Here is a 17,368-nt window from a genome sequence, read left to right on the forward strand (position 1 = left end):
AGCCTGGGGACGGCGTACGAGTCCCCAACGACCACGGCGTACGAGTCCGCCCCCGCCGCTCCTGGAGGAACAGATGGGCCACCCCAACCGACGCGACCTCGGGCTCCTCTTGCTGCGGGTCGGCACCGGTGCTGTGCTCGCCGCGCACGGCACCCAGAAGCTCTTCGGCTGGTTCGGCGGCGGAGGCATCGAGGGCACCACGAAGGGCATGGAGGCCATGGGCTTCCATCCCGGCCGGGAGAGCGCCATCGCCGCGGGTCTCGGCGAGGCGGGCGGCGGCGCCCTGCTGGCGCTCGGTCTCGCCACCCCGGCCGCGGGCGCCGCGGCCGCCGGAGCCATGACCGGCGCCGTCGCCGTGCACGCCCCGGCCGGCTTCTTCGCCACGAGCGGCGGCTACGAGTACCCGGCCTTCCTCGGCTTCGTCGCCGCCGCCATCGGCGTCACGGGCGCCGGGCGGTACTCCCTTGACCACGCGACGGACCACGTCCTCGACCGCCCCTGGGTGGTGCTCACCGCCTTCCTCGGCACCGCCGTCGCGGCGGCCGCCGTGGTCAACCGCCGTGCCGGCGACCAGGCCGCGGCGGCCGACGCCGCGCCGGACCCGGAGCCCGAGGTCCCGTGACCCTCCCGGACGGAGGGGGCCCGCACGCGTCCGCCGTCCGGGAGGGTTAGGCTCGCCGCAGAGGAAGGGACGGCCGCCGCGCATGAAGATCGATCTGACGGACACCAACTCCAGCAAGATCAACAAGGCGATCCTGGAAGGCCGCAGGGCCGTCGGCACACCCGCCGTCGGCGCCGTGCTCACCCTCGTCGTCGTCACCGACGAGGAGCACGCCTACGACGCCGTCAAGGCCGCCAACGACGCCTCCCGGGAACACCCCTCCCGGACCCTCGTCGTCATCAAGCGCCACGCCCGCACGCCCCGCGAGCGCCACGAACCCCGGCTCGACGCCGAGGTCCGCCTCGGCACCGACGCCGGTTCGGGCGAGACGGTCCTGCTCCGGCTCCACGGCGAACTCGGCGCCCGCGCCGACTCCGTGGTCCTGCCGCTGCTCCTGCCGGACGCGCCCGTCGTCGTCTGGTGGCCCGTCGACGCCCCCCAGGTGCCGTCCCGCGACCCGCTCGGCTCCCTCGCCCAGCGCCGCATCACCGACGCGTACGCGGTGGAGGACCCGCTCGCCGCCCTGGAGACCCGGGCCGCCTCCTACGCCCCCGGCGACACCGACCTCGCCTGGACCCGGCTCACCCCCTGGCGCTCCATGCTGGCCGCCGCGCTCGACCAGGCGCCGCTGACCGTGACGTCGGCGGCCGTCGAGAGCGAGGCGGAGAACCCCAGCGCGGAACTCCTCGCCCGCTGGTTCGAGGTCCGGCTCGGCGTCCCGGTGGACCGGATCGTCACCGACGGACCCGTCGTCACCGCCGTCCGGATGGGCACGGCGGACGGCGAGATCCGCATCGACCGGCCCGAAGGCCCGGTGGCCCGACTCGCGATCCCCGGCCAGCCGAGCCGGGTCCTCGCCCTCAAGGTGCGGACCACCGCCGAGCTGATCGCCGAGGAGCTCCGCCGCCTCGACCCCGACGAGGCCTACGAGGCGGCCCTGCGCGGCCGCGGGCGGTGACGGCGGCCGCGCCCGGCGCGGTCGGCAGGCCCCCTCACGGCTTCTCGAACACCATCACGAAGTCGGCCATCTCCCGTACGCGCGGCACGTCCGGGTCCGGGAGCGCGAGCAGCCGCTCCTGGGTCTCGGCCACCAGCCGGGTGGCCTCACCCGTGACCGGCCAGGCGCCGGTGAAGAGGCCGCCCGACAGGGACCGCGCCATCGCCCGGGGGGACACCCGGAACGTCACCGGACGCTCGGACGCCTTCCCCCGGTAGACGAGCCCCCGCGCCTCGGCGATCGGCGCCAGGGTCCACGGCCCGTCCTGACGGGTCCTGAGCGGATCGAGCCGGTCCTCCAGCGCCCCGACCACGGTCCCGATGTCGTCGGTGGGGCGGGTGCCCCCGGCCGGGATCACCAGATAGCGGCCGCCCGGGCGCAGGATCCGGGCGACCTCGTCGAAGACCCGGCCGTGGTCCGGCCCGGCGTGCAGCAGCCAGGTCGAGACCGCCTGGCGCACGGACCCGGTCCGTACCGGAAGGCGGCAGGCGTCCGCCACCGCCACCCGGGGACCGAGCCGGTCGAGGGCCCGGGCGAGCATCCCGGTCGAGAGGTCGAGCCCGTACACCAGGTGCCCGCGCGCGGCCAGTTCGGCCGCCACGATGCCGGTGCCCACGCCGATGTCGAGCACCGGACCGGCGGCCGGGTCGAGCAGCGGCGTGAGCTGCTCGGCGAAGCCCGCCGCCCGGGCCGCGCCCCCGCGCGAGGCGTCGTACCCGGGGGCGATCGTGTCGAACTCCGCCGCACCGGAGGTCGCAGTCATCCGTCTGTCTCCGTTCGTCTCTCCCCGGCCGTGGCCGGGTCAGGCCTCGGGCGTGAAGGTCACGGGCAGGGTCGCCATGCCGCGCAGGATGCCCTCGCGCCGGCTGAGGTCCGCGTCCGGGTCGGCGAGCCGCAGATCGGGGAAGCGGCGCAGCAGGGTGCCGATGGCGATCCGGGCCTCCGCGCGGGCCAGCGGCGCACCCAGGCAGAAGTGCACGCCATGGCCGAAAGCGAGCTGTTGCGGCACCTCACGGCGTGCAACGTCGAGGATGTCGGGACGGTCGTAGCGGGCCGGGTCGCGATTGGCCGCGGCGAGCCCGATGATGATCATCTCGCCGGCCGGTACGGTGACCCCGCCGATCTCGTACGGGTCGGTGGTGAAGCGGGCGACGCCCCGGCTCACCGGGCCCTCGTAGCGCAGGAGTTCCTCGATCGCGCCCGGCAGCAGCGAGGGGTCGTCGCGCAGGGTGGCGAACTGCTCCGGGTGCCGCAGCAGGGCGTGCACGCCGTTGGCGATCAGGCTGGCCGTCGTCTCGTGCCCGGCGAGCGTGAGCAGGATCGTCATCGCCGTCAGCTCGCGGTCGCTGATCCGCTCCTCGGCCTGCGCCGCGCAGAGCGCGCTCAGCAGGTCGTCCTTCGGCTCCTTCTTGCGCTGGGCGATCAACGGCTCGAAGAACTCGGTGAGTTCGGCGCGGGCGCGGGCTCCCTTGGCGAGCCGCTCGGGGGTGTTCGGCGGCATGATGAGGCCGACCGCGAGGCGGGCGAAGTCGGGCTGCCCCTCGGCCGGGATGCCGATGAGGTCGCTGAGTACGGCCATGGGGAGCGGCAGGGCGAACTCCGAGACCAGGTCGGCGGATCCGCGCGCCGCGACCGCGTCGAGGAAGGCGTCGGTGTGCGCCTGGACGCGCGGCGCGAGCTGCTCCACCCGGCGGGCGGTGAAGGCCTTCGAGACGAGGTTGCGCAGCCGGGTGTGGTCCTCGCCGTTGGCGACGAGCATGCTGGCCATCAGGACGTTGGTGCGCTCCTGGTGGGCCATCTCCTCCTCGAGTCCGTTGACGCCGACGGGGCTGCTGCTGAGCCGGGGGTCGGTGAGCGCCGCCACCGCCTCGTCGTATCCGGTGACCATCCAGACTTCAAGAGTGGGATTCAGCCGTACCCGCTGGACGACGCCGTGCTCGCGGATGCGTTCGAAGAGCGGGTAGGGGTTGGGCTGTTGAGCGACGTTTACCGGGACATCGTGAACGATTGTCTGGTCTTGACCGGTCATCTTCCGTAACTCCCCGAAGCTTTGTGAAAGATCTCTGGCAGGTAGTCATACCAGCCACCCCAGTTGCGTGGTAGCGTCACCGGCGCTCGGCTCGCATGACGTACGGAGAAGCACCGGCGAACGGTCGGTGACCAGATCAACGAGGCGCTCCACCCACCGGTGTCCGGTGCCTCGTACCGCTCGACTCGGTAGCAGTCAAAGGCCTCAACCAGGCCCTATGCGCAGGGGGAGACGTTTCGTGGAGCAAGCGGCAGCCGTGGACCCGATTCTGGATCTGGCCCGACCGTCGATCCTGCGGAACCCCTACCCCTCGTACGACCGGATGCGCGAGACCGGCCCGGTCTTCTGGCACGAACTGCTCGGTTCGTGGGTCCTGACCCGGCACGCCGACTGCCTCGCGGTGCTCACCGACAGCAACCGTTTCGCCTCCGACTGGCGCCGGGCCGGGGAGGACATCCCCGCCCCGCTGCTCAGCGTGCAGACCCTCGACCCGCCGGAGCACACCGCCATCCGGCACCTCCTCCTCGACGGTTTCCGGGCCCAGGACCGGCGGGCGCTCCATGACGACCTGGAGGGGCAGATCGCCGATCTGCTCGCGGAGTTGGCCGGCCGGCCGTCCTTCGACCTGGTCGGGGAGCTCGCCGAACCGATCGCCCTCCGCTTCGTGACCGCCTTCCTCGGCGTCCCGGCCCCCGCGCTCGACTGGTTCGTGCCCATGTCCCGTACCGTCGTCGACGGCATGGACGCCGGGCTGTGGCCCGAGAAGCACGAGCCGGCCGTCGCCGCCCGCGCCCAGCTCGCGGAGTACGCGGGCGGCTGGCTCGCCGACCCGCCGAAGGACGGCCTCATCGCCTACGTGGCCGAGCACGCGGCGGACAGCGGCGTGGCAGAAACGGTTCTGCGGAACAGTCTGCGCGCCGTTCTCCACGCGGGCTACGAATCCGCCTCCCGGCTGCTCGGCAACGCCGCGGCCGCCCTCCTCACCACCCCCGGCGCGCTCGCCGCGTTCCGGGCGACCCCGGCCACGGCCGTGGACGAACTCATCCGGTACGACGCACCCGTCCAGGCGGACGCCCGGGTCTGCGTCACCGACACCGAACTGGGTGGCGTCACGATGAAGGCGGGTGATCCGGTCACGCTCTTCCTGGGCGCGGCCAACCACGACCCGCTCCGCTTCGACCACCCCACAGAGCTGCGACTCGACCGCGCCCCGAACCCGCACCTCGGGTTCGGCCGCGGGGCCCATGCCTGTCTGGGCGCGTCCATGGCGATCCGGCTCACCGGATCGGTCCTCGGGACCCTGGCCACGGACCACCCCGGCGCACGGGCGGTCGCGGAACCGGAACACCGGCGCAACCTGACCCTTCGCGGTCTCGACCGCTTCGAGGTCTGCCTGCGTCCAGACACGGGGGAGGAGGTACGACCATGAAGTACTGGCACTGAAACCAGTGAGCGTGCTGCCCGTCCGCGAGGCCGGCACCACGCCCGTGCACGACACACGTGCACCCCGCCGGAGCCCGAGCCCGCTGCACGGCTCGGGCTCCGGCCCACGCACCAAACCCGCCGCGCCCGCGTACGGCGAACCGAGCCGCGCTCACGCCCGCGTACGGCGAACCGGGCGCGCCGCGACTGAGTACGCCGAACCGAGCCGCGCTCACGCCCGCGTACGCCGATCCGAGCCCGCCGCGTACGCCGAACCGAGCCCGCCGCACCGAGCGCGCCGCGACCGCTCGCGCCGGACCGAGTACCCCAAGGGCGCCTAACCGGCGACCGGCTCCACGCGCGCGTCGTCGACGAAGAGCCGCAGCGAGCCGTCGGCGGGGCACCGGAGCCCGACCGACAGGCGCTCCACCCGGCCGTCCGCGCCGAGCGTGTACGCCGCCGCCACCTGGAACAGGTCGTGGCCCGCGGGGCACCGGAGCACCTCCGTGGCCGTCCCCGGAGCGGGCGCGGCCGCCGGCCGGAGCCGCCAGGCCGTCTCCGGGCCGTACACGTCCCCGTCCTCGACGCCGAGCGGCAGGCAGCAGCCCACGCAGAAGCATTCCCGCGCGGTCACCTCGAACTGCTCCTCGCCGCAGTAGCGGCAGACGAGGACGCCGGTCACGGCCCGCCGCGCCGCGCCGCCGGGGCCGCCGAGCAGCCCCGACAGCCCGCCGCCCGGGTCCGCGGCCTCGGCGCCCTTCGGTCCGTCGCTCCACGCCCTGGTGTCCTCCACGGGAGTGATCTTCGCATCCCTCCCGTCGGGTCAGCCGCGCAGCCTCCCCGGCAGCCAGCGCAGCTGGGCCGCCTGCTGGAAGACGCCGCCGCCCTCGTGGTCGTTGAAGTCGTAGACCTCGATCGCCTTCTCCTCCCCGGCGTACGCGTTGAACGCCGCGAAGACGGTCGACGGCGGGCACGTCAGGTCTTCGAGCGCCGTCGAGAACAGGGCCGGGGCCATGGCGCGGGCCGCGAAGTGCACGCCGTCGAAGTGGGCGAGCGTCTCCGCGACCTGCCGCACCCGGCCGCGGTGCGTCTTGAGGTAGCTGCCTATCTCGCGGTACGGCATCCGGTCCGTGACCGTCGTCGCCCGCGGGAAGTCGCACAGGAACGGCACGTCCGGCGCCACCGCCACCAGGTCCGGTACGAGCCCCGCCACGGCCAGGGTGATCCCGCCGCCCTGGCTGCCGCCGGTCACCGCCGTGCGGCTCGCGTCCACCAGGGGATGCGAGCGGGCGGCCTCCACGGCACGGACCGCGTCCGTGAACAGTCGCCGGTAGTAGTACGTGTACGGATCCTCGACGCCCCGCGTCATGAAACCGGGGAACGAGGGGGCGCTGCCCACCGGGTCCGGGGTGTCGCCGGTGGCCCAGCCGCTGCCCTGCCCCCGGGTGTCCATCACGAAGTGCGCGAACCCGGCCGAGGCCCAGAGCAGATGCGTGTGCGGCAGGCCGCGCCCGCCCCCGTATCCGAGGAACTCCACCACGACGGGGAGCGGTTCGGTGGTCCCGGCGGGCAGGACGAGCCAGCCCCTGACCGGCTGGCCGCCGAAGCCGCCGAAGGTCACGTCGTACGTCTCCACCGTGGCGAGCCCGGTGGGGACGGCCTCGAAGCGCGCGTCCAGCGGGTGCGCGCGTGCCTCCCCGAGGGTCTCCGCCCAGAAGGCGTCGAAGTCCTCGGGCTCGACGGACTCGCTGCGGTAGGTGCGGAGTTGATCGAGAGGAAGGTCGAACTGGGTCATGAACACCGCCTGGGACATCGCCTGGTGAGAAGGGGTGACGTTCGAAATCTCGACCGGTTCGTCCCGGTCCTCCCCACCCTAGTCCGGCACCTCCGCCGATTCATATACGTGAATTTCGCGGCGGCCGAGCGGGACACCCCACGCCGTACGGGCGACGAGAACGTCCGCACGCCCGTCCCCATGACATCCTCGGACGAACCGCCCACGCCGCGTCCGGTCGTGGGCCTTCTTCGTCCTGCGCGGAGGAACACCATGCTCATCAGCCACGCCGTACGTCACCCTGTGCTGCACGTGACGCTCCACCGCGACCTGGACGTCACCAACCGGGCCGCCGCCGCCCTCCAGATCCAGGCCCTGGTCCAGATGCACCGCCCCGACCGGGTGGTCGTGACCGTCCCGGCCGCCGACCCCACCCCGGCCACCCTCAGCGCCCTCGCCCGCGCCCACCGCATGTGCGCGAGCCTCGGCATCCCGCTCGCCCTCACCGGCGCGAGCGCCCGCACCCGTCGGCTCCTGGACACCGAGAGCGCCTGAAGCGGAACGGGGGAGAGGCGCGGGGCCCAGCCGGCGCCGGAGCGGCCGGAGCCGCGGGCCCCGGGAGGCCCCGCCCCGGCCGTACGCCGACGCTCACCCCTCTGCCGGCCGCACCGCCTCCGCCTCCCGCAGCAGCACGGCCCCGTACCGCGCGCACTCCGCCGACAGCGGTGCGTACGCCGGCAGCAGCGTGAGCGGCAGCCGCATCACCTGCGGGAACAGGGAACGCACCTCCCGGAGCTGGGCCACCAGCGGCACCCACCCCGGGACCGCCTGACCGTGCGGCGGCCGCAGGCTCTGGCCGAGCCGCACGAGGCGCGTCATCAGCGGCGCGTCCACGTCGAGGTGCTCCGCCGACGGCAGCCGCCCGATCGACGCGAGCAGCCCCCGCGCCACCTTCGCCGACTCGCCGTGCTGCAGCAGCGTCGGACGTCCCGTCACGGCCCGCGCGAAGTCCTCGACCGCCGTCACCTGGGCGAAGGTCAGATACCGGGTGAGCGGCACCGACCTGAGCCTGCGCCAGTCGCCCGCCAGCACGTGCCGGTCCGACCGGGTCAGCCACTCGGACACCAGCGCCTCCGTGTGCACCGAGCTCACCGCGCGCTCGCCGATCCGGCAGAGCAGGAACGCCACGCAGCCGTGCGGCAGCCCCGAGGCCTGCTGCGGCAGCAGGGAGCCGATCCGGCACACCGCCAGTACCGGCGTCAGGTCGACCGGCTCGTCCTCCTGGAGCACCACAGCCCGGCCCGCCGGCGACCGGAGCCAGTCGGCGACCGCGGCGGCGGCCACCGCCTGCCGCTCCTCCACCGGGCTCTCCGCCGAGGGCTGTTCCAGCACCCCCAGCGCCCAGAGCACCCGCTGCCGCGCACAGTCCCCGGCCGGCGGCCCGGCCCCCTCGAGACCTGCCTGATAGGCCTCGCGGTACGCGGCGAACTCCGCCGGCACCAGGCCGGCCACGGGCAGCGCGGGCGCCGCGAACGTGGGCAGCGACAACTTGCCCAGACCCCGGCACAGCCAGGCAGGCAGGTCCACGACCGTGCGCCGGGTGCCCGGCTCCACCAACTGGACCGTCCCCCGCCTGGCCACCTCCTCCAGCCGCGCGACCTCCGCCATCACCTGCTCACCGGGCTCGGGCGCGCCCCGGCCCGGTGTGTAGAGCGCCAGGACGCCCAGCGAGCCGACGGACACCAGGAGCGCCCGCCGGCCCGAGCCCGCCGCCTCGCCCACGACGGTCACCCGCGCCAGCTGACCGGCCGCCAGGTTCTCGTACTCGCGGGCGATCAGCGGGTGGTGGACCAGGCTCACGACACAGCGGCCACGGCGCTGGACGGTGAGCCGGCGCGAGGCGCGCAGATGGCTCAGGAGCAGCTCGCCGGGCACCCCGGCGGCCCAGGCCGCGTCCCGGGCAGGCAGCCAGCACAGGGCCTGGCTCCGCTCGTCCCGGCACAGGACACCCAGACAGGCACCGTCCGGCGCGTCCACCGCCAGCAGCGCGCGGACCACGGTCTCGCCCTGCTCGCTCCGGTCCACCGGCAGCCCGCTGGTGAGCGTCTGCGTCCCGTTGTCCCAGTGCAGCCGGAGCAGCCGGCGGTCCCCGACCAGGGCCTTCGCCGTCGCGGCCACGGCCTCCGGCGGCAGCCCGGGCAGCAGCTCGTCCACGTGCGCGCGGACGAGCGCCGCCCCGGCCCGCATCACCAGGTGCCCGCCGCCCAGCTCCGCGACCGGCCGGGCCAGGACCGTGCCGTGCGGCCAGATCCCGCCCCGCTGCCCGCGCCGGGACACCGTGACCACCGGCGCGGACCCGTCCGCCGCCTCCGTCACCGTCTCCACGGTCACCGGCAGCGCGCCCAGCGCGCGCAGCACGGCGCTGCCGGGCCCCGCGGCCGCCGCCAGGTCGCGGCGCAGCCACTCCGTCCGCAGCCAGCGCTCCTTGGACAGCGGTGCGAGTTCGACCCGGGCCGCCGGCAGCCCCGCGATCCGGAGTCCGCTGCTCGCCGGGCCCGGGGCGAGGAGCACCACATCCCCGGGGGCCACCGGGTCCGCGGCGGCCGCCGTCACCTCGTTGGCACCGGTCAGCCAGACCGCGCCGCCCACGGGATGGCGGGCGATCAGCTCGCGCTCCGCCGGGTACGGCAGGGTGGCCTCGCCCTCTCCCAGGTAGAGCGCGCCGCCCTCCTCGTCGGCGTGGGCCACCGGCAGCAGCACCCGGGACGGCCGCCCGGGCCGCTCCCTGGACGGCAGGGCGCCACGCAGACCGGGTCGCCAGTCCTCCAGGACCAGGTGCCCGCACTCGTTCACACCGCCCTCGACGTGCCCGTAAAGGAGGTCGCCCGGTGCGAACCGCGACCAGTCGAGCCCGGCCAGCGAGTGGCCGTCCGTGAACCGGACCAGCTCGCCGCGGACCTCCGCGACCCGGCCGGGGGTGAGTTCCAGCCAGACACTGCCCTGGTGGGCCCGCGCCACCGCCCAGTGGGTGCGCCGGCCGCCGGGCAGGTCCTGGAACGTCTCCTCCAGGAGCTCGGTGGCCGGGAAGCCGAACTGGCGCAGTGCGGACGGCTCGTGCCGCAGGGTCCAGCGGCCCCGGGGCGCCGAGAAGAACACCGGCTCGTCGACGGACCGGGCGACCGGGGCCAGATCGACGCGCACCGGGGCGCCGCCGTCCGCCGGCCAGGTCCGGGTACGGGAGTCGTGGTAGCGCCAGCCCCAGTTCTGGCACGCCTCGGCGAGCTGCCGGGCGGGCGCGTCCAGGAAGGAGAGCTGCGCCCAGGGCACCGGACGCCCGGCGTCCGCGCCCCCGCCGGCCTCCGCGTCCGCGCCGGCCTCCGCGTCCGGAGTGGCCCGGGGCGCGGCGACGCCGTTCGAAGTCCCGCCCGCCCCACCGCCGTCGCGGACCCCACCGGCCCCGCTCATCCCGCCCGCCCCACCGCCGTCGCGGACCCCACCGGCCCCGCTCATCCCGCCCGCCCCACCGCCGTCGCGGACCCCACCGGCCCCGCTGGTCCCGCCGCCGTCGCGGACCCCACCGCCCCCGCCCGCTTCCCGTGGCGTCCCGGTGCCGACCGGCATCACCCGGACGCCCTCCGCGGCCTCCGCCGGGTCGAAGGCGAGGGTGCCGGCCCGCACCTGGCCGGCCGGGACGAGCAGGGGCTGCACCGAGCCGTTCGGCCGGACCTTGCGGATCACCCCCGCGATCTTGGGGTGCGGGGTGCGCAGCAGCCCCGCACCGGACTTCGCCTCCGCCGTCGCGCTGAGGCCCGGCAGGCCCGCCACGGTGAAGCTGCCGTACTTGTCCGCCCACCGGATGTCCTCGGCCCACTTCAGCCGGTCCTTGGGGAAGACGACCACCGGCCGCGGCCGGTCGTCGAGGTACGTGATGTCGGCAGGGATCGCCTGGTGGACCCGTACCTCGTCCGTCCCGCCGGACGGTTCGAGGGTCAGCCGGACCACCGAGCCCGGGGCGATCCCCACCGCCCCCGTCATCCCGTCGACGGCGAAGACGACGCCCGGGCGGAGCTCGACGCACCCGGCGAGGTCGTCCACGACGCCGAAGGCGCCCTCCGGCCGGAGCCGGAGGTAGCTCCGCAGCGTCTCGATGCCCCGTGCGGGCGGCGACTTCGTCTCGCCGTGCCACTGGTTGACGTGCCCGCCGCCGCCGTGGTTGCCGAGCTTGACGAGCATGCGGGCCCGGCCCTGGTAGGCGCCGAGGCCCTCCGTCTTCGCCGCCCGCCGCAGACAGCTCTCCCGGTGGGAGAAGTCCCGCCGCGTCACCACCACGGTCAGCTGCTCGCCGTCCTGGCGGAGCTCGCTCGGAAGGGCGAACCGCAGCAGGTGGTCGTTGACGGTCTCCAGGATGGTGCCGGCCTCCAGATAGAGCTGGTCGTCCCTGCGGAGCCACGCGGGGTCGTCGTCCGCGGAGGGCGCCGGGGTGACCGTCGCGAAGCGCAGTGCCCGGCGGCGCCGTACCACCGTCTCCGGCACGACCCGTCCGAGCAGCACCCGCCGTTCGGAACCCGCGTCGAGGGCGGCGAGCAGCGCCTCGGCGTCCTGTTCCTCGATCACCGCGCTCACCGGCCGCGCCTCGGTGTGGTCGTCCTCACGGGTCCGGCCCAGGTCCCGGCTGCGGGTGACGGCCCGGTGCACGGTCACCCGCCTGCGGTCCCGGTCGACGGTGACGTCGAGGAGGTGGACCACGCTGTGCCGGGTCGCCTCCCGGTGGATCTGGCGCTCGACGCCCTTGGTGATGTCCGCAAGGTCGATCGAGACGGTGATGCCACCGGGCACGGCCGCGTCCTCGGTGAACGCCATCGCGTCGATCTGGTCGCCGTGGAACAGCGCGAGGCCGTCCGGGTCCAGCGGTTCCCCGCCGACGGTCAGCGCCGCCGCGGGGACGTCGACGAACCAGCCGTACCCGAACTCGAAGCGGGCGGCGGGCCCGGAGTCGGTCTCCTCGACGCCGACGTACTGGGGCCGGCCCTTGGTGTGCCGCCGGTCGCGGAAGTCGCACAGTCGTCCGTCCGCCGACGCGTACGGGGCGATCTCCGCCATGAAGTCGGCGACGGCCAGCGGCGGGGCGCCCCGGAACGACGCCCGGTAGCCCGAGCCGTGCTCGACGGGGACCGCGCGGACCCGGTCGGGCGAGTAGTTCCGGCCGGCCACCCAGGCGCGCGGCTCGTCGACGAGCGCCAGCCAGGTCCGGTGGACGCCCTCGTCGTCCGGCGGCGTGCAGCCGGGGAGCAGCATCCGGTCCTCCCCGCTGAGCTGGCCGTGCAGCGTGAGCCCGGGCTCGCGGATGAGCCGCAGCCACTCCGCCACGGGGTCGTGGACCTGCCGGACCGGTGCGGCCGGGGCACGGCGGGCCGACCCGACGGGCGACAGCTCGAACTCGCGGTGGGCCCGTACGAGCCGGGTGCCCTCCGGCCGCCCCAGCTCGCGCGCCAGTTCCACGCCCAGGTCCGACACCTCGACCAGGGTCTGTTCGAGGTGGACGGGCCGGAACTCGTCGCCGAGCTCGATCCCGGCCGCGTGCCCCACCAGATGGCCGCTCTCGGTCCGTACCACCACGAGGATCGCGTCGCCCTTCCGCAGGGTGCCGCCGCGTCGCGCGTTGACCCGGCCGCCCGCCTCGGGCTCTCCGGACGCCGGCTCGGCGGCGAGCCGGGGGCCCCGCGGATCCTGGAGCACGACGAGCGGGGTGCCGTCCTCGCCGCGGGCCTGCCCGACCGGCTGCCAGCCGTTCCCGGGCTCCGGCGCCCACTCCCAGAGCGCCTCCAGGTGCAGCATCCGGCGCCGTACCTCGAACACCCAGCCGTCCGGCCCCCGGACGCCGGTGACGTGGTCGCCGGCCTGGGGGGACTCGACGTCCAGACAGGACACCGGCAGCACCGACACCGCCACGTACGTGCCGAGGTCGAACCAGACGCGGACCAGGCTGACCTGCCTCGCCTCCTTGATCTGCGCCACGACGATGCCGGTGAGCGCGGCGCGGTCGAGGAGCGCCGGATCGCACGCGGGCACGCGGTGGTCCACGAGCCGCCCGGCCGGCAGCGGCACCGGGCCCGACCGCTGCCGGCCCTGCCGGGGCACCACCACGTAGTCGTTGAGGACGACCGCCCAGCGCGGCGCGGCCGGGGTGAGGCCGAAGAACTCGCCGCTGAGGGTGAGGGATTCCGTGCCGATCAGACCGGACAGGCCGTCCTGGGTGAAGGCGGTGTTGAAGGCGCTGGAGGCGTTGCGGGTGGTGCGGGCCAGCCGTACCACCTCCTGGTCGGGCACCCGGGCGTACCAGGCGTACTGTTCCGGGCTCGGCTTCTCCTCCTGGATGCCGTGCTCCTGGAACGCCTGGACGGTCACCTCGGCCTGCCGGGCCCCCACCTCGCCCCAGGACTCGACGCCGCACAGGGCGGAACTCCCCTGCGGGGCGGGCCCGGTGAACCGCGCCTTGACCGTACGGGGGAAGCCGCCGATCTCCGGGACGTCGATCTGCCACTCGGGACGCCCGGCGGCGTCGGTCCTGAGGAAGGCCTCCTCGTGCGCCGGACGGTCCCTGACGCGTCCTTCGTCCCCCGCGTGGTCCTCGCCGGCCCGGTCGAACACGCCCAGCCAGCGGAGGTTGCGCCGGTCGAACGGCTCTCCCGGCGCCAGCGCGAGCCGGCTCTCGCCGGGCCGGAACTCGGCGTGCACGACGAGCCCGGCCGGGGCCGCGAGGCAGGCCTCGTCGAGCCGCTCCCAGTCCTCGGGCCGCCAGGCGGCCGGCCCGAGCACGTAACAGGTCCCGGGCGTGGTGACGAACCGCCAGGCCGTCCCGAACCCGGACCGCTCGGTGGCCTGACCGGCGAGCACCAGCCGTACGGGCACGGGCGCGGGTTCCGGGGCGGGTTCGGCCAGATGCCCCACGGGCCCGGAAGCGGCCGGGCCTCCGGCCGACCCGGTCGCGGTGGCCGTACTCAAGCCCCCGGCCGACCCGGTCGCGGTGGCCGTACTCAAGCCCCCGGCCGTCCCGCCGGTACCGGCCGCGACGGCCAGTTCCGGCAGGCCGGCGTCGAGCGGCACCCACTGGCCGAGCCGCTCGTGCCAGCGGGCCAGGGTGCGGGTGACCGCCGTGGACGCGGCCTCGCCCCCGAACGCCCGGCCGAGGTCGGGATCCCAGCGGCGGCGGGCCGCGACGCCCTGCTCGGTGGTCGCCCGGGGGTACGCGTCGGTGGGGACGCCCGGCACCTTCAGCCGCAGCCGCGGGAAGCGGTCCGAGCGGCGGAGCTCCGCGCCCCGCACCTCGCCGTCCTGCGGCGGAAGCGGCGCGAGCGGAATGACGCCCAGCCGGTCCTTCTCGTCGTCGGGCGCGGCGAACCTGACGGCCACCGTGTCCCCGACGCGCCGGCGGCGGAGCTCGTGCGGTTCGACGGCGCAGGCCACGGGCCGCTCGAGCCCGCAGTTGACCCAGAGGACGGGCCGCTCGTGGGAGCGGGGCACCGAGCACACGATCCCCAGCGCGTACGACCCGGACTCGGGGTACGGCACGGGGAGCGGCGTGCCGGGGAGCGGGTGGAACAGGTCCTGCACGTAGGGGCGGGTGGAGTGGTACTCGCCGACACCGCTGTTCTCGTTCCGCGCGTACACGACGGCCTCGCCGGACCGGCGGTCCTGCGTGACGGCCACCACGAACCGGGGGTCGACGCCCACCCGGCCCGCGGGTTCGCGCACCGCCGGCCAGTCGAGCGGGCGCTGGGTGCGCATCCACAGCGAGTCCATGACGCGGGCCAGCGGGGTGCCCTGCCCCTGGAGCTGCTCGGCGGCCGTCGCCCGCAGGAACCGGACCAGGGCCGCCTCCGTACCGCGCCCGGAGACCCGGCCGAGGTAGGCGCCCCAGGGACTCTCGTGGGTCACCACGGGCGGCTTGCCGCCCCAGCGGTCGTACAGCGCGTTGAGCAGCCGGACCCGCAGCCGGTTCGCCATCTCCGGCGGCAGCGCGCGGGTGGTCAGCTCCTCGAAGAGGCGCTCGTAGAAGAACTGCGCCCCGCCGCTCAGGTCGACGATCACGTCCACCACGAGGTCGAGGACGGCCCGCAGCCGCTCCTGGGAGCCCGCTCCCGCGACCTCCGAGCGGAACATGTCGAACATCCGGGCCCGCACATAACGCGGCAGGTGGGTGGGCGAGTTGAGGGAGGTGACCCGGCCGCTCCACTCCGTCACCCACTCGCCGTACGACCCCTGGTCGCCGAGCTCGGGCCGGCCGAGGAGCGCGGCGAGCCGCAGGGTGCTCACCGTCACCGGGACGATGGCGAACTTGTCGGCCTCCTTCAGGGACGCGGAAAGGCCGGCGGTCATCGCGTCCCACTCCTCGACGGAGAAGGAGTCCCGGCCGGGGTCGCCGGGCCCGCTCAGCGTCAGGATGCCCGGCGAGAGCTTCGGCCCGGTCGAGCGGCCAGGGGTGCGCGGACCGTCGGGCGTCCAGTCCCAGCGCAGCACGTCGTGCCGGGAGTGCGCGTGCAGGTCCCGGTGCAGCTGCGCCGCGCGCACCGCCGTGGAGGCGTACGGGTTCGACTCCTCGGCGCGGACGAGTTCGAGCAGGAGGTCGGCCGGCGAGGGGGCCCCGGCGAACCAGCGGCCGCCCGCCTCGGTCCTGTGCGGCCCCGCGCCGCCCGACAGGGACTCCTGCACCCAGGTCAGTGCCACGGACCGGGCGCCCCTTGCGGAGAGCGGGGAGTGCGGCGGGCCCGAGGGCAGCGCGGACACCACCCGGACGAGCTCCGCCGGATGGACTCCGGCCCGCGCGCCCTTGCCGATCCAGTCGGCGGCGCCGCCCGCGTGCAGCAGCAGGCCGGCCAGCGGACCGGCGTACCCGACGGCCTTGCGGGGCTCGCCGTGCACGGCGTCCATGAGGGCGGCGAACGTGCGGTACAGGGTGTCCCGCACATGGACGATCAGCAGCAGCAGGTGGTCCCGCAGCCCGTCCGGGCGCTCCTCGGGAGCGGCCCGGGTCAGCAGGTGCGCGGCGAGCAGCGCGGCGCCGAGCAGCCGTACCAGCTGCTCCGGCTGGTCGTCCCGCAGGTGCGGCGACGGCGCCGGGGCCGCCCCGGCGGCCTTCTTCCCGGTCCTGGCCTGCGGCGGCGGCGTGTGGTGGTGGAGCCAGGGCGACCACAGCCAGGCCGCCACCCTCGGCTCGGTCTCCGTCACGGGGCCGTCCGTGAGGTTCGGCCTGGGGTACTGGCCCGCCGGGTGGCGCAGCGTCAGCAGCCGGTGCGCGTGTATGACCACGTGCCCGTACGTGGAGTGGGGCAGCGTGACGGGGAGGCGGCCCGGGGTCCCGGGCCGCCACTCCGGATCGGCGGTGCGCCACCGCGGATCGGGCCCGACCCAGTACCGCGCGAGCCGCCGGGTCGTCTCCGCCGGGTCGTGCTCGGCGGCCAGGGACCAGAGGGCCGACTCCCAGAGCACCGAGGGCATGGCCGACGCGGCGACCTTGCCGACGCCGCCGAGATGTCCGTACGCCACCCGGCGCGCGTCGCACTCCGACCCGGCGGGCAGGACGCCCGCCCGCCGCCAGTCGTCCAGCCAGCCGAGCAGGGTCTCACCGGCCAGGGCCTCCCGCTCCAGGGCGTCCAGGGTGGTGAGGAGCGCCGGGCCGGGACCGGCCTCCGTCGCCGCGGCGTCCCCGCGGGGGAGCGGGAAGGTGACCCGGGCCGCCGTGGCCAGCAGGTCGGGTTCCATGTCGAACGCGCCACGGGAGGCCACCGCGAGGGCCGTCCGGATGCCCTCCGCCGTGTCCGGGCGCAGCAGGGCGCTCGTCTCGGCGGCCTGGAGCAGCGCCAGCCGACCGTACCGGCCGTTCAGCGCGTCCTCGACCACGGCCGGATGGTCGTCGAGCAGCTCCCCGGTGCCCCGGGGGTCCCGGGCGGCGAGGAAGCGCGCGAGCACCAGCGTCGCGGTCGGAGCGAGCTGCTCCACCAGGTCGTGGTACGGCGGAGTCGAGACGTCCGCGGCCGCCGCGTCCTCGCCCACCTCCCGCAGCAGATCCTCCAGGGCCGCCAGCGCCTTCGCGGGGTCGGGCCCACCGGCCGCCCGCAGCGCCGCGCCGAGCCGGGCCCGTACCTCCTCGGGCGCCACCGAGGCGATGTCCCGGTGGAAGGCGGCCGCCCGCGCGTTCACCTCGGTCACGCCCGCGAACCGGCGCTGCGCCGCGAGGACCTGGGGGAGCGCGTACAGCATGGTCGCCGTCCCCGCCCGCGCGAGGGACTCGATCGACGAGGAGACGAGCTCCTCCGACCGGTCCGTGCCGGGCTCCTCGGCCAGTGCCGTCAGGTGATCCAGCTGGATCGACGCCGTCTGCGGAGGAAGACCCAAGGAGGCGAAGAAATACCAGTGTTCGAGCATGCACGTCCCTTTGCCTGCGGTACCCGGCCCAACCCGCCCGGATACCGGCGCCGATCGACGAGA

Annotated in this window: 9 protein-coding genes; 4 read left to right on the top strand and 5 right to left on the bottom strand. The window is 75.3% G+C overall.

Annotation, left to right across the window (positions count from 1 at the left end; translation table 11 throughout):
* The first annotated feature begins 73 nt into the window (after window positions 1-73).
* Both DEJ43_RS33410 and opcA read left to right on the top strand, forming a co-directional pair.
* Window positions 74-622 (top strand): DoxX family protein, encoded by a 549-nt coding sequence (locus DEJ43_RS33410; RefSeq protein ID WP_015037857.1) that lies wholly within the window; start codon window positions 74-76, stop codon window positions 620-622.
* An 82-nt stretch (window positions 623-704) separates the two neighbouring features.
* Entirely contained in the window at window positions 705-1,619 is a 915-nt protein-coding gene (gene opcA / locus DEJ43_RS33415) for a glucose-6-phosphate dehydrogenase assembly protein OpcA (RefSeq protein WP_015037858.1), read from the top strand.
* 34 nt (window positions 1,620-1,653) lie between these two features.
* On the opposite strand, the gene DEJ43_RS33420 is transcribed toward opcA, so the two are convergent.
* Both DEJ43_RS33420 and DEJ43_RS33425 read right to left on the bottom strand, forming a co-directional pair.
* Window positions 1,654-2,421 carry a class I SAM-dependent methyltransferase gene (locus tag DEJ43_RS33420; protein WP_015037859.1) on the bottom strand — a complete coding sequence of 256 codons (768 nt, stop codon included), beginning with the start codon at window positions 2,419-2,421 and terminating at the stop codon, window positions 1,654-1,656.
* A 39-nt stretch (window positions 2,422-2,460) separates the two neighbouring features.
* Window positions 2,461-3,546: a cytochrome P450 family protein gene (locus DEJ43_RS33425; protein WP_051025972.1), complete on the bottom strand. Its 1,086-nt coding sequence runs from the start codon at window positions 3,544-3,546 to the stop codon at window positions 2,461-2,463.
* 379 nt (window positions 3,547-3,925) lie between these two features.
* Here DEJ43_RS33425 and DEJ43_RS33430 point away from each other — a divergent pair, with 379 nt between their 5' ends.
* Window positions 3,926-5,116: a cytochrome P450 gene (locus DEJ43_RS33430; protein ID WP_145953730.1), complete on the top strand. Its 1,191-nt coding sequence runs from the start codon at window positions 3,926-3,928 to the stop codon at window positions 5,114-5,116.
* Window positions 5,117-5,446: 330 nt separating this feature from the next.
* On the opposite strand, the gene DEJ43_RS33435 is transcribed toward DEJ43_RS33430, so the two are convergent.
* A complete protein-coding gene (locus tag DEJ43_RS33435) occupies window positions 5,447-5,902 on the bottom strand; it encodes a hypothetical protein (protein ID WP_015037862.1) in 456 nt (151 codons plus the stop codon).
* Between the two features lie 30 nt (window positions 5,903-5,932).
* A complete protein-coding gene (locus tag DEJ43_RS33440; protein WP_041664485.1) occupies window positions 5,933-6,904 on the bottom strand; it encodes an acetylxylan esterase in 972 nt (323 codons plus the stop codon).
* 252 nt (window positions 6,905-7,156) lie between these two features.
* Between DEJ43_RS33440 and DEJ43_RS33445 the strand changes: the two genes are divergently transcribed.
* Window positions 7,157-7,438 (top strand): hypothetical protein, encoded by a 282-nt coding sequence (locus tag DEJ43_RS33445; RefSeq protein WP_015037864.1) that lies wholly within the window; start codon window positions 7,157-7,159, stop codon window positions 7,436-7,438.
* Window positions 7,439-7,531: 93 nt separating this feature from the next.
* Here DEJ43_RS33445 and DEJ43_RS33450 read toward each other — a convergent pair whose 3' ends face one another.
* On the bottom strand, window positions 7,532-17,305 hold the full coding sequence (locus DEJ43_RS33450) for a hypothetical protein (RefSeq protein WP_015037865.1): 9,774 nt from the start codon (window positions 17,303-17,305) through the stop codon (window positions 7,532-7,534).
* Window positions 17,306-17,368: the final 63 nt, after the last annotated feature.

Source organism: Streptomyces venezuelae ATCC 10712 (assembly GCF_008639165.1).
GTDB classification, from domain to species: domain Bacteria; phylum Actinomycetota; class Actinomycetes; order Streptomycetales; family Streptomycetaceae; genus Streptomyces; species Streptomyces venezuelae.